Below are 22,977 nucleotides of genomic sequence, written 5' to 3'. Positions count from 1 at the left end.
TGCGTCTAATGGGTGGAAAGAGGTGAAAAGCATGTTGGATGAACAGCTGATCCGCGCTGCGATGAAGGGTGAAGATGAAGCGTTGATTGCTCTGCTTCGACATTACGAAGCGCCGTTGTATCGCGTGGCGTACAGCTATTTGCATAATGAGCATGATGCAATAGAAGCGATCCAAGAGCTGAGTTATCGCTGCTTCCGCAGTATTGGCGCCGTAAAGGAGCCGCGTTATATCGGAACGTGGCTGACGAGGATCATGATGAATATATGCCGCGATATGCTGCGCAAGCGAAAAAGAGAATTGCCAAGCTCCCTTGAACAAGAGCAGCTTGCCTACGTACAATCAATGGATGTTGAATGGCTTGATCTGCTGTCGGAGCTGGATGAGCAGCAGCGCGAGCTTATTTATATGAAGTATGTAGAGGATCGGACGAATGCTGCGATTGCCCAGCAGTTAAGCTTGCCTGAGGGAACGGTGAAGTCTAAGCTTCACTATACGCTGCGTAGGCTTAGGCATCTTTTTAGAGAGGAGCGGTTGTAATGGATGAACATGGACGTTATATGGCTCAGTTAGATACGATTGATGTGCCGCAGCTTGAGCATGCGATTCTCGCAGGTCAGCAGCGTGCCAAGCAGGAGCTGCGTCAGGCTCGACTTATGAAGTTGAAGAAAAGACTTATTGCTTCTACGGTAGCGGTATGTCTGATGCTGGCCTTAATTGTGGGTATTCGTGTATCGCCTGTGCTTGCGAGCACACTATCACACATTCCGTTTGTCTCCGAGCTGGTCGAGCTGATTGCAGGCAGTCAAGATAAAGGGATACTGGATATTATAGATAATGAATATTATGAGGTGCTGGATACGACCGTAGAGAAGAATGGTATATCGTTAACGATTAAAGGGGTTGTCGCTGATGAATCGGGAATGATTGTCTTCTATCGGGTGACGACTGAGGAGCCCAGTATGCTTTTAGGTCTTAATACTAGCAGTCTTCAGATCTTACAAGATGGCAAGGATTTTGAAGCGAGCAGTGGTTATTCGTTTTTCTATCGCGAGGGTGATGATGCGATAGAGGATCAGTTCAGAATGGATGTCCCGGATAAAATAGATTACAGCTCTAAGCAATTTGAGTTTGTTGCAAGCTTTACCGATCGGCATAAGACAGTGATCACGATACCATTCGAATTGAAACAGCCGATTGCAGAAACGAAAAGCTATCCCATTAACAAGAAAGTGGAGATTAGCGGGCAAACGATATGGTTGGATAATCTGAACATATCTCCGATACGTGCTGAGCTAAAGCTGCGTGCTGATGAAAGCAACAGCTGGAGGCTGCTTCATATTGTCAGTTTAGAGCTAATCGATGAACATGGTGAGCAGTGGGGAGCGATTAAAAATGGTATTACAGGTAGGGGTTCATTCGATGAAGGCTACTCGCTTTTTATTCAAAGCAATTATTTCCGTAATCCACAGCAATTAACGCTGCGGTTAGGGCAGATTGAGGCGTTGCCGAAAGGCGAGGATTACATCGAGGTAGATTTCGAAAAGCAAGAGGTGTTGTATCAGCCTTCCTATATCCAAGGTGAGCTTTCCGTTATGAACGATATGGTCTTATATGAAGGGGTACAGGAGCTGAACGAGCATTATCGAGGTACTTTAGTCTCGACAGGAATAGATGCTTCAGGTAAAGAGATCTTTAGCAGCTTTGGTTCAGCGATTACAGGTGACCAATACATCATACGTAAACGGTATGAGCTTGAGGATTATACGAATCCTGTTCGTCTGTACATTTGGTCCTATCCGCATTATCTGCCAGGTTCCATCGAAGTGGACATTCCGATGTTGCCTCAATAAAGCCACTTGTATTGTGTCGCTAATTTTGGGAAAATAGAGAGCGAACACATTTATGGAGATTATGAGCTTGGAGGCCGGCAGGCTTATGTTGGCAACGAGGCGAAATGAGGATAGAGAGTATGAAGTCATCAATATATGGGTTAACCTTCGAGCAGCTGTCCCAGTGGCTGGAGGAGCAAGGAGAGAAGCGCTCGCGTGCGCTTCATATATGGCGCAATCTGTATCGCAATCGGGTGCGCAGCTTTGAGGAAATGACTGATGTCAATCCGGCTGCTATTGCGTTGCTGCAGGAGCATTTTGTAATAGAAACGCTAACGGAGCATACGCGCCAGCAGTCGCAGGATGGAACCGTGAAGTTTTTATTCCAGCTCACTGACGGCAACTTAATTGAAACTGTGCTTATGCGTCATAAGTTCGGTTTGTCAGTATGTGTGACGACTCAGGTTGGCTGCAATATTGGCTGCAGCTTTTGCGCTAGTGGTCTTATTGCAAAAAGCCGTGATTTGACAAGTGGAGAGATTACGGAGCAGCTGATGCAGGTGCAGTTTTTCTTGGATGCTGAGGGCAAGGGTGATCGTGTCAGCCATATCGTTGTAATGGGGATTGGCGAGCCGTTCGATAATTTCGAGCATATGTCGAACTTTATTCGTACGGTAAAGGATCATCAAGGCTTGGCTATCGGACCGCGCCATATTACTGTATCTACGAGTGGTCTAGTGAATAAGTTCAAGGATTTCACCGACAGTGATCTTGGAGTGAATCTGGCGATATCACTGCATGCGCCGAACAATGAGCTTCGTTCGCGGATTATGAAGATCAATAAGGCATACCCGCTTGAAAAGCTGATGCCTGCTATTGATTACTATCTAGAGCATTCCAATCGTCGTGCTACGATTGAATATATTTTACTGCGCGGTGTAAATGATCAGCCTGAGCATGCTGCTGAGCTTGCCGAGTTGATGCAATCGCGCAAGCAAATGGTGAATGTTAATCTGATTCCGTACAATCCTGTTGATGAGCACAGTCAATATCAACGCAGTACACCAGAGGACATCCGCACATTTTACGATATATTGAAGAAGCATAAAATCAGTGTCAGCGTTCGTCTTGAGCATGGCACAGACATTGATGCTGCATGTGGTCAGCTGCGCAGCAAGCAGCTCGACAAAGCTTCGAACGGTTAGATTACTACTATTTAATAGTAGCCATACAAAAAGAGGGTGCACATCGCGTGCGCCCTCTTTTTTGGTATATATAATAGGAAAGCTTAATTTAAACTGCCTCGTTTGAGCACGATATCCACCTTTTGCAGATGCGCTGAAATGAGCTGCTCTGCACGCTTGGCGTCCTGATCAGCAATTGCATCATAGATCGATTGATGCTCCTTCAGCAATTGGCTCGCAGAAGACTTATCCTCGAAAAACCACAGCTGTCTTGATTTGCCGATTGTTTCGGTCAGCTTGCTGGACAGCGAGCTCATCAATGCGTTCAGAAGCTGGTTATGCGATGCGCTCGCGATTGCAAGATGAAAGTCAATATCTGCTTTCTCGCTTAGTGCAGTATCGTCCTGCTCAAGCGCCAGCTCCATCGTGCTCACAATATGCTTCAAGGCTGCTAGATCCTGCTCTGTTCTGCGCGACGCAGCGCTTGCTGCAGCACCGCTTTCCAAATAAATGCGCACCTCCAGCAGCTCCTTCAGATCATCCGCATCAGCGAAGGGGTCCTTCGGCTCCAACTGTGTACTAGGCAGCACCTTGCTTACAAAGGTGCCGCCCCCATGCTTGACATCGATCCAACCTGTTGCCTTCAGCGCACTAAGTGCTTCACGTATGGTGGAGCGTCCTACGCCATAAACAGCTGCTAGATCGACAACCGAAGGCAGGCGCTGACCCGGCTGCAGTGTTCCATCTTCTATTTGTGAAAGGATCATGCGTTTTACGATTTCATGTCCTTTTTCTGTCTCAACTTTAATTGATTGCATACGGCCTCCAAAAATTTGTAGCGTATGACTATACTGTACACTGGATTTCAGCTATAATCAACAATAAAGTCATCAGATGACCTGCTCACTTATCATAAGGAGGATGTATATGATTACGGAATCAATTAGCAAACAATTAAAAGCCATCGTTGGCGATAAATACTTTAGAACCGATCAGGAGGCGCTTATTGCGCATTCCTATGATGGAACACCTATGCTTCAAGCACTGCCAGATGGTGTGATCTATCCGGAAACGACAGAGCAGGTAAGCGAAATTATGAAGATCGCCAGCGCGAACCTGATTCCGATTGTAACGAGAGGTTCGGGATCTAATTTGTGTGGCGGCACAACTCCGCTTCAAGGCGGCATTGTGATGGTCATGCATCGCATGAACAAAATTATAGAGGTCGATATGGAGAATTTGACCGCTACGGTGCAGCCCGGTGTCATTACGGCGAAGTTCAGCAAGCACATCGAGGATCTTGGTCTGTTTTATCCGCCTGATCCAAGCAGCATGAAAATATCAACGATTGGCGGCAATATCGCTGAATGCTCAGGCGGCTTGCGCGGCTTAAAATACGGCACGACCAAGGACTACGTGCTTGGGTTAACGGCTGTGCTTCCTAACGGGTCGGTTATTCATACAGGCGGCAAGCTGACAAAGGATGTAGCTGGCTACGATCTTACGAAGCTGCTGGTTGGTTCCGAAGGAACGCTCGCTGTTATAACGGAGGCGATTCTTAAGCTCATTCCACCTCCAAAAACGAAAAAGACGATGGTAGCAATGTACAAGGACATATATGGTGCGGCTCGTACAGTATCTAAAATTATTAAGCAGCAAATTATTCCTGCAACACTCGAAATATTAGACAATCCGACAATCCGCGTAGTGGATGACTTCGCTAAAATCGGTTTGCCGCTGGATATGGCTGCGATTTTGATTATTGAGCAGGACGGCGAGCTAGAAATGGTTGAACGCGATATCGAAAGCATCTACAAGATTTGCCGCGAGGAGCAGGCAGATCGCTTGGAAATCGCAAAAACACGTGAGGAAGCAGAAAAGCTACTAACGGCACGCCGCAGTGCATTTACGGCATTAGCACGCTTGCGTCCAACTACGATATTGGAGGATGCGACTGTGCCACGCTCCAAAATTGCCGAGATGATCCTGAAAACGAATGCGATTGCGCAAAAATACAATGTTAATATCGCCACCTTCGGTCATGCAGGGGACGGCAACCTGCATCCTACTGCAACAACAGATGCAAGGGATACGGAAGAGGTTCATCGCGTAGAGGAAGCATTTGCAGAAATTTTTGAAGCAGCGATTGAGCTGGGCGGAACGATTACAGGCGAGCATGGTGTTGGAATTGTGAAGGCGCCATACCTGGAGTGGAAGGTAGGAGAAGCGGGAATCGAAGTAATGAAAGGGATTAAGGCTGCCTTCGATCCGCTTAATATATTGAATCCAAGCAAAATGTTTGCGAAGGAAACGAAGAAAAGAGTGGTGATTCATCATGGCTAATTCATCTGCGAAATTTGGCAAGCCAGCTATTGAGCACAGCAATCCGCTTGCGCGGACGCTGCTGGAGAAGCTGGATTATGACCAGCTGACCAACTGTATGCGCTGCGGCTTTTGCTTGCCTGCATGTCCTACCTTTAATGAAACAGGAATGGAGCCTGCCTCTCCTCGCGGTAGAATTGCGATGATGAAGGCGGCAGTAGACGGCCTTATGGTACCGGATCAGCAATTCGAGGATCAGATGAACCTTTGCCTGGGCTGCCGCGCTTGTGAGCCTGCATGTCCAGCCGATGTGAAGTATGGTCAGCTTATTGAGCAGACGAAGGAAGCAATTGAGGAGCATGCCCATCATTCCGCACCAGTAAAGGTTATGCGTAAAACGTTATTTAAAGGGGTTTTCCCTAAGCGTGGCAGCTTGAAGCTGCTAGGCGGCTCACTTGCTTTCTACCAAAAGTCAGGCTTACAGAAAATTGCGCGCGGCACAGGCATTATGAAGCTGTTTCCTAAGCATTTGGCAGAGATGGAAAGTATTTTGCCGCCAGCAACCAGTAAAGGTGTTGTTGAGCAGCTCGGTACGTTTTATGCAGCCAAAGGCGAGAAGGTGGGCACCGTTGCGATGTTCCGCGGCTGTATTATGGATGTGATGTTTGCAGGAACGAATGTGAATACCGTTGAGCTGCTTTCGGCGGCTGGCTTCGATGTGCATATTCCTGATGCGCAAGTATGCTGTGGCGCCTTGCACGCACATAGTGGCGAGATGAATGATGCAAGAGCTCTTGCCAAGGTCAATATCGAGGTGTTCAAGAAGCTGGGCGTTGACTACGTCGTATCTAATGCTGGTGGCTGTGGCGCGCTGTTAGTGGAGTACGATCATTTGCTGGAGCAGGATGAGCAGTACCGCGAGGATGCAAAATGGTTTGCAGAACGCGTCATTGATGTGAGCGCGCTCTTAGTAGAAAAGGGGAACCCGCTGCAGTTTGCTGAACAGGAAGCTGCGCAGGAAGGCGTAAAAGTAACCTATCAGGACTCCTGTCATTTGCGTAATGTGATGAAGGGCTCCAGTGCGCCGCGTGTGCTGATGAAGAAGGTTGCCAATACGGAATACATCGAGATGGTTGATGCTGATCGCTGCTGCGGCTCCGCAGGGGTATATAATGTCGTACAGCCTGAGATGGCAGGGTCGATCCTTGAACATAAGATGGAGCATGCCAACAACACGCAGGCTAGCTATATGCTGACGAGCAATCCAGGCTGTCTGTTGCAGATGAAGCTAGGAATTGAGAAGCACCAGCCAGAGCAGACAATGAAGGCGATGCATATTGTTGACTTTTTGCATGAGCGAATGATATCCTCGAAATAGTCAAAATAAGTCGAATTGTGAATCGCGCACAACTAGTACAGCTAGATGATAACATTCATTCAGCGAGTTTTGCTTTTGTCTTGCTTATGATGGAATTAGAAAGAATAAAATCGTGAGTAGGTAGATTATGAGTATTAATAATAATGTGCTAATAAAAATTCGTGACATGAAGGATAGTCTAACGCCGGTTGAACGCATGGTCGCAGACTATATTTTGGAAAACACCGAAGAAATTCCACATCTTTCCATCAAGGCGTTGGCACAAGCAAGCAAAACAAGCGATGCTTCCGTGCTTCGTTTTTGCAAAACGATGGGTTATAGCGGCTATCGTAATTTTATTGTAAGTATTTCCGCCTCGCTGGGCTCTCGCGAGGATGACCAAAAGGCGCAATACACCGATATCCAGCCGGGGGACGACCTTTCTACGATCATATCGAATATATCCTTGAACAATTGTCAGTCGATCGAGGATACGCTTAGTGTTATTGATCGTAAGGAAATTGCGAAGGCGGTCGAGGCACTTCGCTCCAGCAAAAGGATCGCATTTTTCGGCATCGGAGCATCAGGTCTTGTGTGTATGGACGGCGAGCAGAAATTTTCGAGAATTAATAAAATGTGTCATTCCTATACAGATGGGCATAGTCAGCTTACGGCAGCAACGCTGCTGGAGGAGCAGGATGTCGCCATATTTGTATCCAATTCAGGAGAAACAGTTGAAATTCTGGATGCGCTCGACATTGCACAGCGAAATAAAACAAAGTGTATTGCCATTACGAAATATACAAAAAGTGAGCTTTCAGAAAAAGCAGATATTGTGCTAAGCATCTCAACGCCTGAGTTGACGATACGCAGCGGCGCAATGGGCTCGCGCATCGCAATGCTGACCATCATAGACATACTGTTTGCAGGTGTAGCCAGTGCTGAATACGAGCGTATTAAGGTGTATCTGAAAAAGACGCATAATATTCTATTAAAAAAGCATAGGCATTAATCGTGTTAAGAGAATAATAGAGAGACATTGATCGCATTTGCAGATTGATGTCTCTTTTTTGTAGTTTTTGAAATAAAACATCAAAATTTTATTTTTATTTGAAATTTTATTTCAAAAACTATTGACGTTGTGTAAGCGTTACATTAATATATAAGTATAGGAGTTGTGAAAAAACCTAACACACTAAGTTAATATGGTGTTAGTATTAGACAGCGAGGAGGGAGACTATGAATGACTACCTTGCGGGATTGACAACTGAGGCGATTAACCCGGAAACATTCAAGATTGATGAATGCACAACAGAAGAAATGGTGCAAATTATGAATCAACAGGATGCACTGGTGCCTGCAGCTGTCGCAAAAGAAATTCCGCAAATTGCGAAGGCGGTAGATATTCTACACCAAAGGTTATCTCATGGTGGGAAGATGTTTTATATAGGAGCAGGCACATCTGGACGATTAGGCGTATTGGATGCTTCTGAATGTCCACCAACATTTGGTACTGACCCTTCCTTAGTTCAGGGGTATATCGCAGGTGGAGACATTGCATTGAGAAATGCGGTTGAAGGCTGCGAGGATAATTCAGAAGAGGGTATAGCCTTAATCGACAGCATTGGTGTAACAAACAAAGACGTGGTCATCGGCATATCGGCTAGCGGCAGTGCAAAATTTGTCATTGGCGCGTTAACCAGAGCAAAGGAGTTAGGCGCAACCACTATTGCAGTTTGCAATAATAAGGGCTCCAAGCTCGAACCGATTGTTGATGTTGCCATTGCACCAGTTGTCGGTCCAGAGGTCATTAGCGGCTCCACTCGTTTGAAGGCAGGAACTGCTCAAAAGCTTGTGCTCAATATGCTCACCACCTGCACAATGGTGAAGCTGGGGAAAACCTATAACAACTTAATGGTAGACCTGAAGGCAAGCAATCTTAAGCTTGTGGATCGCTCTGTTCGCATCATTATGAGAGCAACTGGCGTAGATTCTACAACCGCTTCTGCAGCGCTTGAAAAGGCATCTATGAACTGCAAGCTAGCCATTATGATGGTGAAGACAGGACTAGAAGCCAGCGAAGCAGAAAAAGTGCTAACTCAGCATGATGGTCGCTTAAAACTTGCGATACATGCACTAATGTCGAGTTAGACGAAGAGAAAACAAGAAGGCTAGGTTTGATGCAATTAAAAATCGGGGAGGCAAGTATCTATGAAAAAAGGATTTCGCAGTTTTACTCTGTTTTTAACCGTAATTATGCTCGTTTCATTATTGGCAGCTTGCGGAAGCAACAACAATAACAGCCCTAATTCAACAAATACTGGATCATCTAACACAGGCAGCTCTAACGGCAACAGCGGTGAAGATTTGGAAAAAGATACAATCACTGCATTGCTGCCGCCAGTATCTGCTAACTATCAAGCAAGATTCTCAGACATGGAAAAAGAATTCAATGAGCTTTATCCGCATTTGACTTTGAAAATTGAACCAGCGAGCTGGGAAGATATGACGCAAAAGCTTGACACTCAAGTTAATGCAGGTTCTCCTCCAGATATCGCATGGGTAGGTTCTACAGCAGTTTCCAAGTATGCTGCGCTTGATGTTCTTTTGGACCTAAACGGTGTGCTTACAGATGACATGAAAGTAGACTATGATCCAATTCCAATGAAATACTTCCAATTGGGTGATGCACAATACGGCTTGCCAGCTTACATGGCGATCCACTCTATCGGCGGTAACAAGCAATTCCTTGAAGAAGCTGGTATTGACTGGAGAGCTGTACAGCAAAACGGCTGGACGTATGATGAGTTCCGTGAAGCGATTAAAGCAGGCGTAGTGAAAAATGACAAAGGCGAAACAACTCGTTATGGCTTCGTATTCGCAACTGCTGGTGTTACTTCTAAAGACTATCTAAGCATTATGGCTAAATCTGCTGGTTTGCCAGAATACTTCGATGAAAACATGAAATTCACGTACACGAGCAAAAACTTCCTAGGTCTACTTGAAGCGATTCGTGAAATGATCGACGATGGTTCTATGCCTAAAGAGCTAAGCTCTATCGATGCTGGTAAACGTTGGAACATGTTCCTAACTGGTCAAACGATGATTACTGGTAAAGGTCTAGCAAGCTTTGAAAACTCTGCTCGTCTAAACAATGAAAAAATTCAAGCAAATGATGGCTCTGCAGTTGCCGATTCTATCGAAGCTGAATATATCGCGCTACCGGTTCCAACATTCAACGGTGCTGAATATGTACCTACAACGGTTGTTGATGGTTACATCGCACTTCGTGGTAAAAAAGAGCCAACAGAGCAGCATGTTAAAAATATTGCTCTAGCGATGCACTTCTTGTCTTCTGGCTCTATCGCAGCAAATTACAGCAATGAGCTATTCCTAACTCCAGTTACAGAATCTGGTCGTAATGCAGCAGTAATTGAAGAGTATCCTCGTAACGAAGATAACATTAAAGCAGACCAAGCAATGATGGCGAAAGCAGTTGCGGCTCGTACGGATATTCCTACAAACCTAGCTGCTGAAGCAATTAAAATCGAAACTGAGGTTATCGTACCTAAGCTTCAGGCATTACTTGCCAATGAAATTACACCACAAGACATGTATGATGCAGTTAAAGACGCTGCAGTTAAATCATTCGGTGAAGATGGCGTTGTAGTTGACTAATCTGTAAAAAGTAAGCAGATGAAAGCTGTACGTATCTTGAACGTACAGCTTTCATTCTGAATATCGTCTATCGTTTTAACTGTTCTAGGAAGAGAGGTGCGGCCCAATGAATCAAACGTTGACTAGAAAAAGAAGATTAAAACTCGAAAGTGATACAGGTTGGGGATATGCATTCATAGCGGTAGCTCTGATTGCGTTTAGCTTATTCACCGCATATCCGGTAATCAATGCTTTTGTGATCAGCTTGCAAGAATATAGACCATTAGGGTCCACTTATGTAGGATTAGAAAACTTCAAGGAATCATTTACTGATTCACTGTTTTGGAAGGCTGTTAAAAATACAGTCGTTTATACCTTGCTGACAGTTCCAGCAAATATTTTCATTTCGTTTTTAATTGCGATCTTGATTATTCCATTCAAAAAAAGAACACAGACAGTATTCAAAGCGATTTATTACTTACCGGCTGTAGCTTCAGGTGTAGCGCTAGCGGTCGTATGGCTTTGGATCTTCGATCCGTTGAAATCAGGTATTGCCAATCAAATCGTAGCATTTTTTGGGATGAGCAATCAAAACTGGCTTGGCTCCAGTGCAACTGCAATGTTTTCACTCGTATTAATGTCATGGTTATCCAGCCATGGTACAGCGATCATTATTTATCTAGCTGCATTACTCGGTATTGATAACAGCTATTATGAAGCAGCTGAAATTGACGGTGCGACATTTCTACAAAAGCTATGGTATATCGTCGTTCCTTTCCTTAAGCCAACAACGCTTTTCCTACTCGTTACAGGCCTTATCGGCTCCTTCCAGGTATTCCAGAACGCTTACCTAATGACAGGCGGCGGACCAGACCATGCAACGACAATGGTAGGATTGTTAATTTTTAACAACGCGTTCACATATTTTGAATTTGGAAAGGCAGCAGCACAATCATTGGTTCTTGCAGCAATTATTGCAATTATATCCTTCATCCAATTCAAATTCATGGGTAAAGATATCGAATACTAGGAAAAGGGGCGGAACATATGGCTTTATATAATAACAACTTTAAAAGCAAATGGGCTTTGTTCGCTCGCAATGGTTTGATAATTGCGTTCCTGGTTCTGTTTGCCTTAGCTACCATTTTCCCTATTTACTTTATGATTATCTCCTCTTTTGGAGATCCAGTGGAAGCTGGAGCAATGAGCTATTCCATCATACCAAATAAAATTTCTTTCGAGTCTTATAAATTCTTCTTTGAATTCAGTCCGCATTCCTGGGATTGGCTATTGAACTCATTAATCGTGGCAGCATGTATAACGATCTCGAACGTGTTTTTTGCAACGTTAGCAGGTTATGCTTTTGCAAAAATGAGATTTAAGGGCAAAAATATTTTGTTTGCAATCCTACTAGGTTCCATGATGATCCCGGGCCAAGTAACGCAAGTACCGCTTTATATTTTGATTGTTAACATTTTTGAATTGCAAAATACGTATGAGGCCTTGATTATGCCAAGTATCGTAACGGTATACAACATCTTCTTGGTTAAGCAGTTCATGTCTTCTATTCCAGGTGAAATTCTTGAGGCTGCTAAAATCGAGGGCTGCTCTCAGCCTAAAATTTTCTGGCACATTATTTTGCCACTGTCCAAAACAGTTATGGCTGTACTGGCGATCCTGACGTTTATGGCGGCATGGAATGATTTCTTCTGGCCATTCCTCGTAACCAATACGATGGATATGCAGACGATTCAGGTCGGCTTGAAAAGCTTCCGATTTGCCAATACGACATACTTTGCGCCAATGATGGCTGGTGCGACAATCTCTGCTGTACCAATGTTTATCCTGTTCTTCAGCTTGCAACGTTACTTCCTTGAAGGGGTAACAGTAGGAGCGGTGAAGGGATAATGTATGGATCAAAAGCATACGCTGTTGGGTTAATGTCAGGGACATCCGTTGATGGAATTGATGCAGCTGTAATAGAGATAGACGCTGCAAGTGAGCAAGAGGTTAGCGTTCGACTGCTGGCTTTCGAAAACACGCCTTTTCCAGATCAGACACGAAACCAAATATTTGAGCTTTTTGATCCAGCAAAGGCAACGATCGATAAGGTCGGAATGATGAATATGTGGCTAGGCGAGCTATACGCTAACGCCACATATTCTGTTATTGCCAAGTGTGGATTAAAGCCAGAGCAAATCAGTGTGGTAGGCTCACATGGACAAACCATCTACCATGCGCCATGGGATCAAGCAATTGACGGTCATACGGTCCGTTATACGGTGCAAATCGGAGACGGTGCTGTAATTGCTAATCGAACGGGTATTCCGTGCGTATCAGATTTTCGCACGGCAGATATGGCAGTAGGTGGTCAGGGCGCACCGCTTGTGCCGTTTACCGAATACTTGCTTTATCGAAGCGACAAGCAAACAAGATTGCTGCAAAATATTGGCGGTATTGGCAATGTAACTGTGCTGCCCGCAGGAGCTTCTGCTGAAGAGGTCTATGCCTTTGATACGGGCCCTGGAAATATGATTATTGATGCGCTTATTGCACAGCTGTATGCACCGCTTGCGATGGATATCGGTGGTCAAATTGCAGCTAAGGGTCAGGTAATTGAAGAACTGCTCTCTTGGATGCAGCAGGACGAGTACTATGCGATGCCCCTTCCTAAATCAACTGGACGAGAACGGTTTGGCACACAGTATACAGAGCAGATTATTGCTATGATGCAAAATAAACAGTGGCGTGCAGAGGATGTTATCGCGACTGCAACCTATGTAACGGCATGGTCGATCTATGACAGCTACAAGCGATTTATTGCCCAGCGGAACCCGGCGCAGCAGCTGCTGGTCGGAGGTGGCGGCAGCTATAACGCGACGCTTATCGGTTACTTGAAGCAGCTGTTTTCACCGCTTGGTGTAGATGTGCTGACGCAGGAGGATATTGGCGGCAACAGCGATGCAAAGGAAGCGGTTGCATTTGGTCTGCTCGGCTATTATACGCTTCAGCAGCGGCCCAACAATATTCCGAACGTAACCGGAGCAAGCCGTCCTGTCATTATGGGCAAGCTGAGCTGGCCAACACGTTAATTAGTTATTGTAACGAACGGTAATTGACGAATGAAAAATGAACACATGCGTGTGAAAACGCTCCGTACTGGAGGGAATCAGATGATCATAAGACAATATGCAGCAGATGATTTACCGGAAGTTGTAGCGCTATGGAATGAGGAAGCGGTCAAGCATCATTATAAGGGCTTGACGAATGAATCGTTTAACAGCACATTTATCGAGCAGCCTTACTACGATCCAGAATGTGTGCTTGTTGCATGCAGTGAGCAAAATGAGCTTGTTGGTTTTGCAGCAGGTTGCACTGGTGATGATTTGCCGCTTGGCGATGTTGCTGGATACATTACATGTGTTTGGGTGAAGGAAGGCAGCGACCAACAGCTTGTGCATCAATTGGTGGAGCGGCTTGAGCAGAGATTTGTTCAGCTTGGCAAGGTACAGGCTGAGGTGCTCTTTTTCAACCCGATCAAGCTGGTGTGGAATATGCCTTCAGAGCCTAAGCATGAGCATAACAATGCTCCTGGCATAAGCAAGGATTTACCGTTGTATCACTGCTTGATTGAGCGAGGATACGCCGATCGCGCGACACAGTGCGGCATGTACTTGAAGCTGGGAGAGTTTGTAGTGCCAGATGATATTGTCGCGAAGGAGCAGCGAGCTGCAGAAAAGGGATATACGGTGACGCGTTTTGATCCTGCCGTGCATCACGAGCTTCAAGGCTTGCTAGCAGCACTAGGCAATCCGCAATGGCAGCGTGAGATTTTGGAAGCCGCAGCGCAGCGCGTTCCTTTTGTTGTAGCTGCATTAGATGACCAATGTGTCGGCTTTGCAGGACCAATCGTAAGGCAAGACAATGGTCGCGCTTATTTTAGCGGGATTGGCGTGCATCCAGAGCATGAAGGACATGGGCTTGGAAGTGTACTGTTCTTCCGAATGGTAGAGGCGTTCCAGCAAGTAGGCTGCGAGTATTCCTCGTTATTTACAGGCAGCAATAACCCGGCAATCCGAATTTATGAGAAGGCCGGCTTTACGATAGAGAAGCAGTTTTCCATATTGCGAAAGGAGCGATTAGCATGAGTGAACAACAAACGATTTTAGCAATTGGTGCACATGTCGGAGATGTGGAGCTTGCATCGGGCGGCGTGCTGGCTAGTCACAGCTTGAAAGGAGATCGCATCGTAACGCTGGCATTAACGGCTGGAGAGCGAGGCGTACCGGCTGGGCAAGATATGGCGCAATACCGTGAGCAGAAGGTTCAGGAGGCTAACATATTTGCCGAGATGCTGGGTGGAGAGGCAATCGTGTTCGATTATCAGGATGGCGAGCTTCCTGATACTGAGCAGGTTCGGATGGAGGTTTGTGATGTGATCCGCCGCGTAAAGCCGAATGTCATTATTACGCACTGGAAAAACAGCATGCACAAGGACCATGCGCTTACACATCATATCGTCAATGATGCTCGCTTCTATGCAAGCATGCCTACTATTGAGCGCGAGCTGCCTAATCATTTTGCAGCAAAATTGTATTACTCCGAGAACTGGGAGGATGCCGTTGATTATGTGCCGTATGTATATGTTGATTTCGATCAGGCTGCGTTTGATCTGTGGATCGAAGCGCTTAGCAAGCATTGGTTCGTAACAGGCAGCAAATCATTCAAGTACTTGGATTATTATAAGGCGTTAGCAGTTGTTCGCGGCTGCGAGGCAAGAAAAACGTATGCGGAAGCCTTTATGGTTCCTGCTGAAACGATGAAAATAAGACAATCAAGTCTACTATAAATGCATAAAAAGAGGGAGTGTTTCTTGGATTAGCAGGATGCATTCCCTTCTTTTTCACATTATACTGCGGCAATGCTGGCAATGCAGGCACAATAGCTGTCGCATGCAGGCTGATTAATATAGAGTATGGGATTAGGAGGCAGCACGAAATGGTACTTAATGGAGTCGATTCGCTATTGAACTACCGTCATCTGCTGGAAGGCAAACGAGTAGGCTTAATTACTACTCCTACGGGCATTACAGCAGACTTTAGATCGACGATTTCTATATTGCATGAGCATTTTCACCTGGCGGCGATGTTTTCGCCAGAGCATGGCGTTCGCGGGGATTTGGACGCAGGCGCGCTAGTTGATACGTATATTGACCCTTATACGCAGGTTAAGGTTCACAGCCTGTACCGCAAGGATTCCAAGCGTCTTACGCCAGAGATGCTGGAAGAGGTGGATGTGCTTGTCTATGATATTCAGGACGTTGGCGTACGCTACTACACGTTTATTTATACGATGCTCTATGCGCTTGAGGACTGTGCGAAGGCGGGGATTCCTTTTGTTGTGCTTGATCGCGTGAATCCGCTCGATGGCGTAACCATTGAGGGTAACATCTTGAAGCCGGGCTTTAAGTCATTCGTCGGCAACTATGAGCTGGCTGTCCGCTATGGATTGACGGCTGGCGAGGTTGCGATGATGGCGAATGATCAGAAGGGCTGGAATGCGGAGCTTCACGTTGTACCGCTTACGGGTTGGACACGCGATATGCGTTTTCCACAGACGGGCTTGACGTGGGTGCATCCATCGCTTGGCATGCCGCGTTATGAGACGGCGCTGCTCTATGCAGGTACGTGCTTATTCGAGGGGACGAACTGTTCAGAAGGAAGAGGCACGACCTTCCCGTTTGAAATGATCGGTGCGCCTTACATCGAGGCACAGCAGCTGGCAGATGTGATGAATGCGAAGCAGCTTTCGGGTGTTCGCTTCCGTCCCGTACATTTTAAGCCGACTGCATCAAAGCATGCAGGCGAGCTGTGCGGCGGCGTTCAGCTGTACGTAACAGACGACCAGTTGATCAGGCCGCTTGAGATCGGCGTAACGCTGCTGTTTGCCATTCGCGATATGTATGAGCAGTTCTCGTTCTTGCCGCCGATTAAGGAGGGCTCTCGTCCGTTTATTGATCTTCTGTGCGGTGACAGCCTGTATCGTGAGTCACAGGTATCCGCCAAGCAGCTGCTTGAGCAGTTTACTGAGGAAAGCAAGCAGTTCGCCGATCTGAAGAAGCAATACCATATTTATTAGTAAGGGCTGGGATATGCAATGAAAACAATAGAGCAAATGACCTTGCGCGAAAAAATTGGACAGATGTTTGTAACTGGCTTTCCGTCCACGACATTATCTGATGAGCTGAAGGATGTTATTGAACATTATAAAGTAGGCAATATTATATTATTTTCCCACAATGTGCAGAACAAGGTGCAGCTCGGAGAGCTGGTCGCGGATCTGCAGCATGAATTTACGACACATACGGGCGTTCCTGGATTCATTACAATCGATCAGGAGGGTGGACGTGTAACGCGCATGCCAAGTGATGCGACAAATGTGCCCGGTGCGATGGCGATTGCATCGACAGGCCGACCTGAGAATGCGTATGCTGCGGGGCGCATAACAGCGCGAGAGCTGAAGGCACTGGGTATTAACTTCAACCTGGCACCTGTAATGGACATTAACAACAATCCGCTTAATCCGGTTATTAATGTCCGTTCGTACGGCGACTCGGCTGAAGTGGTGCAGGAGTATGGCATTGCGATGATGAAGGGGCTGCTGGATGGGGGCGTTATGTCCTCGCTGAAGCATTTTCCTGGACATGGAGATACGAATGTTGATTCCCACATCGGGCTGCCGACCATCGACAAGTCGCTGGAGGAGCTTGAAGCGCTTGAGCTTCGTCCTTTCGTAGAGGCGATCAAGCAAGGCGCCAAGGCGATTATGAGCGCGCATATTTTGTTCCCGCAAATTGAGAAGTCAGGCGTACCTGGAACAATGTCTTACGCCATTATTACTGAGCTATTGAAGCAAAAGCTTGGATTCAAGGGGCTAGTTGTGTCTGATTGTCTGGAGATGGATGCGATCAAGCGCTTCTACGGTACGGCTAAGGGTGCGTTAGGTGCGGTGAAGGCTGGGGTTGATCTGGTCTTTATCAGTCATTCGCCTTCCGTTGTGAAGGATGCAATTCATTTGATTGAAGACGCCGTTGCTGCTGGAGATCTGGAGGAGGCCGTTATTGATCGAGCGGTAAGCAATATATTGAAGTATAAGGCTGAAGTGGCAGCTGTAACTCCGCCTCAATATGAAGTGGTTGGCAGCGACGTGCATCGTCGGGTGAATGAGCTTATGCGTACAGAGACGATTTGTCTTGTAAGCGGGGAGCTGGTGTCCGTACAGGCTGGCAGCAAGGACGTGCTGTTTATTGGCTCTTATTCTTATCGTACAGACTTGGCATCGAGCAGCGTAAATGAGGAGGAGCAGTTTGCCTATTATATGGGTGAACGATTGCAAAACGATTATGTTGCAATTGACATTAATCCAGCTGCAGAACAGATTCAAGCTGTATTGGAGCAGGCCAAGGGCTATCAGCATATCGTGCTGGGCATGTTCAACGGACGCGAAAACAAAGGGCAGCTGGAGCTTGCTAATGCGCTTGTCGCTGCTGGTTGCAAGGTAACGGTTGTTGCGCTAGGTCGACCTTATGATCTGGCACTTATTCAAGGAGAGTGCGCGAAGCTAGCTGCCTTCGAATATTCGAGAAATGCATTTGCTTCCTTGGTTCCTGTTTTAACGGGTGAAGTTCTTCCTACTGCAGCCTTGACGATTGAGCTATAAGCGCGTACAGTAAGGCTGCACTCGGCTTAGGTGAAGGAGGATATAAAGTGGCATATGTCATTGGTATAGATGGTGGTGGAACGAAAACCGCGGTAGCAATTGCTTCTAATCAAGGTGAATTGATCGAGCAGTTCCATGTAGGAGCGATTAATTACAACGGCGGTGATGCCGAGACCATTGCAGCATCCTTTCAAGAGATGTTCGATCGAATAAAGGCATGCTGTGGTTCGCTTGGCGATATTCAGCAAATCGTAATTGGAGCGGCAGGCATTAGCAATCCGCAAGTCAGCATGAGGCTTGAGCAAAACGTTCGCAAGCAAGGCTATGAGGGAGCGATATGGATTACTGGTGATCAGGAGACGGCACTGTATGGCGCGCAAAATGCCATGCAGGGGATTATATTGATCGCAGGAACAGGTTCAATCTGCTTTGGGGTGAACGGCAGCGGCGAGAAGCATCGAAGCGGAGGCTTTGGACATCTCATCGATGATGAGGGCAGCGGCTACAGCATTGGCAGACAGCTGTTGTCAGCGCTTGTTCAGGCGGAGGATGGCAGACTGAAGCATTCGATAATTCCGGCGATGGTGTACGAGCAGCTTGGGCTGAAAACCGTGCAGGAGATTATCGGCTTCGTCTACAGTAAGGAGACGACGAAGAAGGATATTGCTGCACTAGCGCCAATTATGACAGCAGCATGCGAGCAAGGAGATGAGCAGGCACTGCTCATTGCAAAGCGCAGTGCAGACAGCTTGCATGAGCTGCTTGCACCAGTTATCGACAAGCTTGGGCTGCACCATAGTCCAATTGCAATGGCTGGCAGCGTGCTGCAAAAATCTCCATTTGTCCAGAAGGCGCTGGAGAGCAAGCTTCAGGAAACGTATCCGAACACATGCTTGATGCTGCCAATTAAGGATGCCGCTTATGGAGCAGTGCTCATGGCATGCAAGCTGATAAACGAACGTTAATCTGTTTCTTCGTGAGCAGATGAGCTGTTTGAAGACAGCTTAAAAGGTATAACAAAAGGCAGATTGCCATTGATCCTCGCTGGGATCACGGCAATCTGCCTTTTTGTTATGCTGCTCGTCTGGTCATTGTAAGTAACTGATCAAGGCTATGAGTAAACTCTTAAGCCGCAAACTAAACGATCAGAAAGCCCATATTGCGTTTGGCTTTCAACAGCGTTTCATTGGCCACAGCAGCAGCGCGTTCAGCGCCATCGCGTAAAATCTGATCGAGCTCATCAGAGTGAAGAATTTCATTAAACCGCTGCTGGATCGGCTCCAGCTTCGCTATAACCACCTCTGCAAGCTCCTTTTTGAAGTTGCCGTAGCCCTGTCCCTCGAAATGCTTCTCTACCTCAGGGATAGACAAGCCGGAGAAGACGCTGTAAATTTCAATCAGATTGCTGACGGCTGGCTTTGTATCCCAATCATATCGAACAGACATATCGGAATCGGTTACCGCGCGCGAGAACTTCTTGCGAATAATGGCTGGCTCATCTGTCATTAGAATGTAGCTGCTCGCATTAGGATTGGACTTGCTCATTTTTTTGGATGGATCATCCAGTCCCATAACGCGCGCGCCTGTATCTTGAATAATCGGCTCTGGTACAATAAAGGTTTCGCCATAGCGGTTGTTGAAGCGGTTGGCAAGGTCGCGGGTTAGCTCTACATGCTGCTTTTGATCATCGCCAACAGGCACATGCGTAGCTTGGTATAATAGAATATCGGCAGCCATTAACGCAGGGTACGTGAATAACGCCGAGCTGACCGTATCTTTGCCGTCGGACTTATCTTTAAATTGCGTCATACGGCTTAGCTCGCCAAAGTGTGCCTGTGTTTCCATCAGCCAGCCCATTTCAGCATGTGCGGATACATGGGATTGAAGAAAAACGGCTGAGCGCTTCGGATCAATTCCGGCTGCAATATATAGGGCAGCCAGCTCGCGAGAGCGTTCATTTAGTTCCTTTGGATCCTGATATACAGTAATGGCATGCAGATCGGGAATAAAGAAAAAGCATTCGTGTTCTTTCTGATTGCGTACAAATTGACTAAGCGCACCTGAATAGCCGCCGATATTCAGAACGCCGCTGGGCTTAATGCCTGACAACATGCGTTTCATTCAACTACACCTCATTTTATTTAGAATGATAAAACAAAAAAGCTCCGTCCCTTATAAATAAAAGGGACGAAGCATGAACTCCGCGGTACCACCCAAATTCGACGAATTGTCGCACTTGCGCCTATGACAGCTCTGCTGTCAAAGCAGCTCGGATAACGGCGAGCTCCGGCAATGCCTACTGATCTGCTGCTTGCGCAGCCTGCGTTCGGATTGCAGCGAACAGACCCATTCATCATGTGACATGTACCGATCTTCGCACCAACCATCGGCTCGCTATAACATGCCCTTCATGATTACTCTTTCTATTCATTGCTTTAGCATATAGAACATATGGATTAAATTCAGCATACTGATTATTGCGAATCAAGTCAAGGGAAGATAGCATTGACATTAGGCGCTTTATTTGTTATCTTAAATTTAAGATATTAACAGGAAGGAAGGCTTCAATTGAGCGAAACGAATCGTTACAAGCAATCGGAAGCTGCACTGGATTTGTATATTGCACTCTCTCGAGCGAATCAGTGGGTTATGGCTCACGGCGATCGTGATATTCGTCAGCATGGTCTGAATCGAACTGAGTTTGGCGTACTCGAGCTGCTTTACCATAAGGGACCGCAGCCGCTGCAGCAAATTGGCAGCAAAGTATTAATGAGCAGCGGGAATATTACGTACGTTGTCGATAAGCTTGAGAAAAAAGGGCTGGCAAGACGTAGAGTCTCAACAGAGGATCGAAGATTGATCTATGCAGAGGTGACCGATGCAGGCTCGTCTTTTATTGAAGAGGTATTTCCGAAGCATGCGCGCAGCATTGAAGCATCTGTTGAAGGATTGACGGCGGAGGAGCAGAAGCAGGCTACGGAATTGCTGAAGAAGCTGGGCCTGCATGCAGAACGCACGTTTAAGGAAGGCAGCTCTCCATCTTAGTACCAGCTGCTTTTGTTGCATACAAATCTTAATTTAAAGATATTATAGTAGAGCAGGGACTTGCAGCTTGCAGGTTACCAGCAGCTAAGGAGGTTAACATGAATTTGACTATGAAACATATTTACCAGGCGGGCTCCAATCCGAATGCGCCAGTATTGCTGTTATTGCATGGAACAGGCGGAACTGAGCGGGATTTGCTTGGGGTAGCTCAACATATTGATGCAGAAGCGTCTATTTTAAGTGTAAGAGGAAATGTGCTGGAGAACGGAATGCCGCGTTTTTTTCGTCGGCTTGCTGAAGGGGTATTCGATATTGAGGATTTGAAGCTTCGGACAGAGGAGCTGAAGTCCTTTATAGCGGGTGCTGCTGAGCAGTACGGTTTCGATCGTCATAACGTAGTTGCGATCGGTTATTCCAATGGTGCGAATATCGCTGCAAGTCTGATGTTCCACGATAAGGATGTGTTGGCAGGAGCCATGCTTCATCATCCAATGGTGCCGCTGCGCGACCTGCAGCTGCCTGATCTTAGCGCAGTCAAGGTATTTATCGCAGCTGGTGATAATGATCCGATCTGTCCACCGCAGGAAACAAATGAACTGAATGAGCTGCTGACAGGAGCGGGGGCAAGTGTGGAGCTGCTGTGGGAGAGCTATGGACACCAGCTTTCCAGAAGCGAGATTGAAGCGGCTAAAGCGTGGTATAGGAAGATGTTTAGATCGTAATCATAGGAAAAGCCAAGAAGCAAGTTTGCATCCAGCAAGCTTGCTTCTTTCTCATTCATGTATACCGCAGGAAGTCGTCTCATACATTATACAAATGAGATAAGGGTGTGAGAGGATGATTGTTGCGATCATTGGCGGAGGCCCAGCAGGACTGAATGCAGCACTTGTGTTGGCACGCGCCAATCATCAGGTGCTGCTATTCGACAATCAGAAGCCTCGCAACGCGGTCACAGGTCATATGCATGGCTTTATTACAAGAGAAGGGATTGCGCCTGGCAAATTTCGCCGACTGGCTCATCAGGAGCTGGAGCGGTATCCGAACGTAAAGCGATATTACGCTACAGTTGTTGATGCAAAGCGTATGTCTGACGGTACATTTTTGCTTGCCACGAAGAAAGGAAGGCAGGTTAGGGCAGAACGACTGCTGCTCGCCACAGGTCTTAAAGAGACGCTGCCGCAAATTCAAGGGCTGTCACGATACTACGGAAAATCGATCTTCAGCTGCCCGTACTGTGACGGCTATGAGCTTAGAAATAAGCAGCTTGCAATTATGACAGAAGGAAGCAATGCCGTCGCGCTTGCTGCAACGATTCAGCAGTGGAGCAAACGGCTTCATCTGTTTACGAATGGAAAGAGCAAGCTTCAGAGCAGTGAGCAGGAGCTGCTGCGGCTAATGGGCGTTGCCTTTTATCAGGAGCCTATTCATGCACTAGTTGGACCTAACGGAAAACTGCGACAAGTGGTGCTGCAGAGTGGAAAGCGAATAGCATGCAGCGGAGGCTTCGTATCCACGTATTGGAAGCATGCAGGGTCTTTGGCGGAGCAGCTTGGCTGCAAGCTTGCCGAGCACGGAGGGATCTGGCAGGATGGGAAAGGAAGGACAAGTGTAGCTGGCATATATGTTGCTGGAGATGCGATGAGTATTTCTCCTGCACAAGCTGTGCTTGCGGCGGGAGATGGGGTAAGAGCCGCGATTAGTCTTAATCAGGACGCAGCTCAAAGTCTGCTTAATGAGCATGCGAAGCATCTTCAAAATTCACAAACGTAACGAGGTCAGTATACGACTAACAAAAAAGAACTATCGAAATGCTGTTACAGCATTTCGATAGTTCTTTTTTTTGTAAAATATTTCAGAGGTATA

Annotated in this window: 21 protein-coding genes and 1 other annotated feature; of the genes, 19 read left to right on the top strand and 2 right to left on the bottom strand. The window is 46.7% G+C overall.

All coding sequences use genetic code 11. From position 1 onward, the window contains the following. The first annotated feature begins 31 nt into the window (after positions 1 to 31). The 3 genes from ACFP56_RS15330 (at position 32) to rlmN (ending at position 3,035) form a co-directional block, all read left to right on the top strand. Positions 32 to 538 carry a sigma-70 family RNA polymerase sigma factor gene (locus ACFP56_RS15330; protein ID WP_379236767.1) on the top strand — a complete coding sequence of 169 codons (507 nt, stop codon included), beginning with the start codon at positions 32 to 34 and terminating at the stop codon, positions 536 to 538. After that, positions 538 to 1,851: a DUF4179 domain-containing protein gene (locus ACFP56_RS15325; protein ID WP_379236083.1), complete on the top strand. Its 1,314-nt coding sequence runs from the start codon at positions 538 to 540 to the stop codon at positions 1,849 to 1,851. Before ACFP56_RS15330 ends, ACFP56_RS15325 begins: the two co-directional genes overlap by 1 nt. Before the next feature lie 119 nt (positions 1,852 to 1,970). Next, positions 1,971 to 3,035 (top strand): 23S rRNA (adenine(2503)-C(2))-methyltransferase RlmN, encoded by a 1,065-nt coding sequence (gene rlmN, locus ACFP56_RS15320; protein ID WP_379236081.1) that lies wholly within the window; start codon positions 1,971 to 1,973, stop codon positions 3,033 to 3,035. Positions 3,036 to 3,118: 83 nt separating this feature from the next. On the opposite strand, the gene ACFP56_RS15315 is transcribed toward rlmN, so the two are convergent. Beyond that, positions 3,119 to 3,832 carry a FadR/GntR family transcriptional regulator gene (locus ACFP56_RS15315; protein ID WP_379236079.1) on the bottom strand — a complete coding sequence of 238 codons (714 nt, stop codon included), beginning with the start codon at positions 3,830 to 3,832 and terminating at the stop codon, positions 3,119 to 3,121. 109 nt (positions 3,833 to 3,941) lie between these two features. On the opposite strand from ACFP56_RS15315, the gene ACFP56_RS15310 reads away from it, so the two are divergent. The 13 genes from ACFP56_RS15310 (at position 3,942) to ACFP56_RS15250 (ending at position 19,034) form a co-directional block, all read left to right on the top strand. Next, a complete protein-coding gene (locus ACFP56_RS15310) occupies positions 3,942 to 5,357 on the top strand; it encodes an FAD-binding oxidoreductase (RefSeq protein WP_379236076.1) in 1,416 nt (471 codons plus the stop codon). Continuing rightward, positions 5,350 to 6,714 carry a (Fe-S)-binding protein gene (locus ACFP56_RS15305; protein ID WP_379236074.1) on the top strand — a complete coding sequence of 455 codons (1,365 nt, stop codon included), beginning with the start codon at positions 5,350 to 5,352 and terminating at the stop codon, positions 6,712 to 6,714. The genes ACFP56_RS15310 and ACFP56_RS15305 overlap by 8 nt, the downstream gene beginning before the upstream one ends. A gap of 127 nt (positions 6,715 to 6,841) precedes the next feature. Continuing rightward, positions 6,842 to 7,705 (top strand): MurR/RpiR family transcriptional regulator, encoded by an 864-nt coding sequence (locus ACFP56_RS15300; RefSeq protein WP_379236072.1) that lies wholly within the window; start codon positions 6,842 to 6,844, stop codon positions 7,703 to 7,705. A 227-nt stretch (positions 7,706 to 7,932) separates the two neighbouring features. Beyond that, entirely contained in the window at positions 7,933 to 8,844 is a 912-nt protein-coding gene (murQ, locus tag ACFP56_RS15295; protein WP_379236070.1) for an N-acetylmuramic acid 6-phosphate etherase, read from the top strand. A gap of 60 nt (positions 8,845 to 8,904) precedes the next feature. Beyond that, positions 8,905 to 10,371, top strand: coding sequence for an ABC transporter substrate-binding protein (locus ACFP56_RS15290; RefSeq protein ID WP_379236068.1), 1,467 nt, complete (start codon positions 8,905 to 8,907; stop codon positions 10,369 to 10,371). A 106-nt stretch (positions 10,372 to 10,477) separates the two neighbouring features. Beyond that, positions 10,478 to 11,380, top strand: coding sequence for a carbohydrate ABC transporter permease (locus ACFP56_RS15285; protein WP_379236065.1), 903 nt, complete (start codon positions 10,478 to 10,480; stop codon positions 11,378 to 11,380). Positions 11,381 to 11,397: 17 nt separating this feature from the next. Beyond that, the gene (locus ACFP56_RS15280) at positions 11,398 to 12,258 is read left to right on the top strand and encodes a carbohydrate ABC transporter permease (protein WP_379236063.1); all 861 of its coding nucleotides are present in this window, start codon (positions 11,398 to 11,400) and stop codon (positions 12,256 to 12,258) included. Then, entirely contained in the window at positions 12,258 to 13,442 is a 1,185-nt protein-coding gene (locus ACFP56_RS15275; RefSeq protein ID WP_379236061.1) for an anhydro-N-acetylmuramic acid kinase, read from the top strand. Before ACFP56_RS15280 ends, ACFP56_RS15275 begins: the two co-directional genes overlap by 1 nt. Before the next feature lie 81 nt (positions 13,443 to 13,523). Then, entirely contained in the window at positions 13,524 to 14,498 is a 975-nt protein-coding gene (locus ACFP56_RS15270) for a GNAT family N-acetyltransferase (RefSeq protein WP_379236059.1), read from the top strand. Then, a complete protein-coding gene (locus ACFP56_RS15265; protein ID WP_379236057.1) occupies positions 14,495 to 15,199 on the top strand; it encodes a PIG-L deacetylase family protein in 705 nt (234 codons plus the stop codon). The genes ACFP56_RS15270 and ACFP56_RS15265 overlap by 4 nt, the downstream gene beginning before the upstream one ends. A 149-nt stretch (positions 15,200 to 15,348) precedes the next feature. Continuing rightward, positions 15,349 to 16,488 carry an exo-beta-N-acetylmuramidase NamZ family protein gene (locus ACFP56_RS15260; RefSeq protein WP_379236055.1) on the top strand — a complete coding sequence of 380 codons (1,140 nt, stop codon included), beginning with the start codon at positions 15,349 to 15,351 and terminating at the stop codon, positions 16,486 to 16,488. A gap of 18 nt (positions 16,489 to 16,506) precedes the next feature. Beyond that, entirely contained in the window at positions 16,507 to 18,069 is a 1,563-nt protein-coding gene (locus ACFP56_RS15255) for a glycoside hydrolase family 3 protein (protein ID WP_379236053.1), read from the top strand. A 47-nt stretch (positions 18,070 to 18,116) separates the two neighbouring features. Beyond that, on the top strand, positions 18,117 to 19,034 hold the full coding sequence (locus tag ACFP56_RS15250; RefSeq protein ID WP_379236051.1) for an N-acetylglucosamine kinase: 918 nt from the start codon (positions 18,117 to 18,119) through the stop codon (positions 19,032 to 19,034). A gap of 172 nt (positions 19,035 to 19,206) precedes the next feature. Here ACFP56_RS15250 and trpS read toward each other — a convergent pair whose 3' ends face one another. Beyond that, positions 19,207 to 20,190: a tryptophan--tRNA ligase gene (gene trpS, locus ACFP56_RS15245; protein ID WP_379236049.1), complete on the bottom strand. Its 984-nt coding sequence runs from the start codon at positions 20,188 to 20,190 to the stop codon at positions 19,207 to 19,209. A 59-nt stretch (positions 20,191 to 20,249) separates the two neighbouring features. Continuing rightward, positions 20,250 to 20,509: a binding site (T-box leader), on the bottom strand. A 209-nt stretch (positions 20,510 to 20,718) separates the two neighbouring features. Here trpS and ACFP56_RS15240 point away from each other — a divergent pair. From ACFP56_RS15240 to ACFP56_RS15230, 3 genes are all read left to right on the top strand, one after another. Then, positions 20,719 to 21,114: a MarR family winged helix-turn-helix transcriptional regulator gene (locus ACFP56_RS15240; protein ID WP_379236765.1), complete on the top strand. Its 396-nt coding sequence runs from the start codon at positions 20,719 to 20,721 to the stop codon at positions 21,112 to 21,114. A gap of 110 nt (positions 21,115 to 21,224) precedes the next feature. Further along, on the top strand, positions 21,225 to 21,836 hold the full coding sequence (locus ACFP56_RS15235) for an alpha/beta hydrolase (RefSeq protein WP_379236763.1): 612 nt from the start codon (positions 21,225 to 21,227) through the stop codon (positions 21,834 to 21,836). 115 nt (positions 21,837 to 21,951) lie between these two features. Next, entirely contained in the window at positions 21,952 to 22,884 is a 933-nt protein-coding gene (locus tag ACFP56_RS15230; RefSeq protein ID WP_379236047.1) for an NAD(P)/FAD-dependent oxidoreductase, read from the top strand. Positions 22,885 to 22,977 lie beyond the last annotated feature (93 nt).

Source organism: Paenibacillus septentrionalis, assembly GCF_042659865.1.
Lineage (GTDB): Bacteria > Bacillota > Bacilli > Paenibacillales > Paenibacillaceae > Pristimantibacillus > Pristimantibacillus septentrionalis.
This window is presented reverse-complemented; position numbering and strand designations above follow the sequence as displayed.

Coding starts and splice junctions, on each gene's coding strand:
- trpS (WP_379236049.1), bottom strand. CDS start 20,190: ATGAAACGCATGTTGTCAGGCATTAAGCCCAGCGGCGTTCTGAATATC.
- ACFP56_RS15265 (WP_379236057.1), top strand. CDS start 14,495: ATGAGTGAACAACAAACGATTTTAGCAATTGGTGCACATGTCGGAGAT.
- ACFP56_RS15255 (WP_379236053.1), top strand. CDS start 16,507: ATGAAAACAATAGAGCAAATGACCTTGCGCGAAAAAATTGGACAGATG.
- ACFP56_RS15235 (WP_379236763.1), top strand. CDS start 21,225: ATGAAACATATTTACCAGGCGGGCTCCAATCCGAATGCGCCAGTATTG.
- ACFP56_RS15280 (WP_379236063.1), top strand. CDS start 11,398: ATGGCTTTATATAATAACAACTTTAAAAGCAAATGGGCTTTGTTCGCT.
- ACFP56_RS15305 (WP_379236074.1), top strand. CDS start 5,350: ATGGCTAATTCATCTGCGAAATTTGGCAAGCCAGCTATTGAGCACAGC.
- ACFP56_RS15240 (WP_379236765.1), top strand. CDS start 20,719: ATGGCTCACGGCGATCGTGATATTCGTCAGCATGGTCTGAATCGAACT.
- ACFP56_RS15300 (WP_379236072.1), top strand. CDS start 6,842: ATGAGTATTAATAATAATGTGCTAATAAAAATTCGTGACATGAAGGAT.
- ACFP56_RS15310 (WP_379236076.1), top strand. CDS start 3,942: ATGATTACGGAATCAATTAGCAAACAATTAAAAGCCATCGTTGGCGAT.
- ACFP56_RS15290 (WP_379236068.1), top strand. CDS start 8,905: ATGAAAAAAGGATTTCGCAGTTTTACTCTGTTTTTAACCGTAATTATG.
- ACFP56_RS15275 (WP_379236061.1), top strand. CDS start 12,258: ATGTATGGATCAAAAGCATACGCTGTTGGGTTAATGTCAGGGACATCC.
- rlmN (WP_379236081.1), top strand. CDS start 1,971: ATGAAGTCATCAATATATGGGTTAACCTTCGAGCAGCTGTCCCAGTGG.
- murQ (WP_379236070.1), top strand. CDS start 7,933: ATGAATGACTACCTTGCGGGATTGACAACTGAGGCGATTAACCCGGAA.
- ACFP56_RS15270 (WP_379236059.1), top strand. CDS start 13,524: ATGATCATAAGACAATATGCAGCAGATGATTTACCGGAAGTTGTAGCG.
- ACFP56_RS15230 (WP_379236047.1), top strand. CDS start 21,952: ATGATTGTTGCGATCATTGGCGGAGGCCCAGCAGGACTGAATGCAGCA.
- ACFP56_RS15330 (WP_379236767.1), top strand. CDS start 32: ATGTTGGATGAACAGCTGATCCGCGCTGCGATGAAGGGTGAAGATGAA.
- ACFP56_RS15285 (WP_379236065.1), top strand. CDS start 10,478: ATGAATCAAACGTTGACTAGAAAAAGAAGATTAAAACTCGAAAGTGAT.
- ACFP56_RS15260 (WP_379236055.1), top strand. CDS start 15,349: ATGGTACTTAATGGAGTCGATTCGCTATTGAACTACCGTCATCTGCTG.
- ACFP56_RS15325 (WP_379236083.1), top strand. CDS start 538: ATGGATGAACATGGACGTTATATGGCTCAGTTAGATACGATTGATGTG.
- ACFP56_RS15315 (WP_379236079.1), bottom strand. CDS start 3,832: ATGCAATCAATTAAAGTTGAGACAGAAAAAGGACATGAAATCGTAAAA.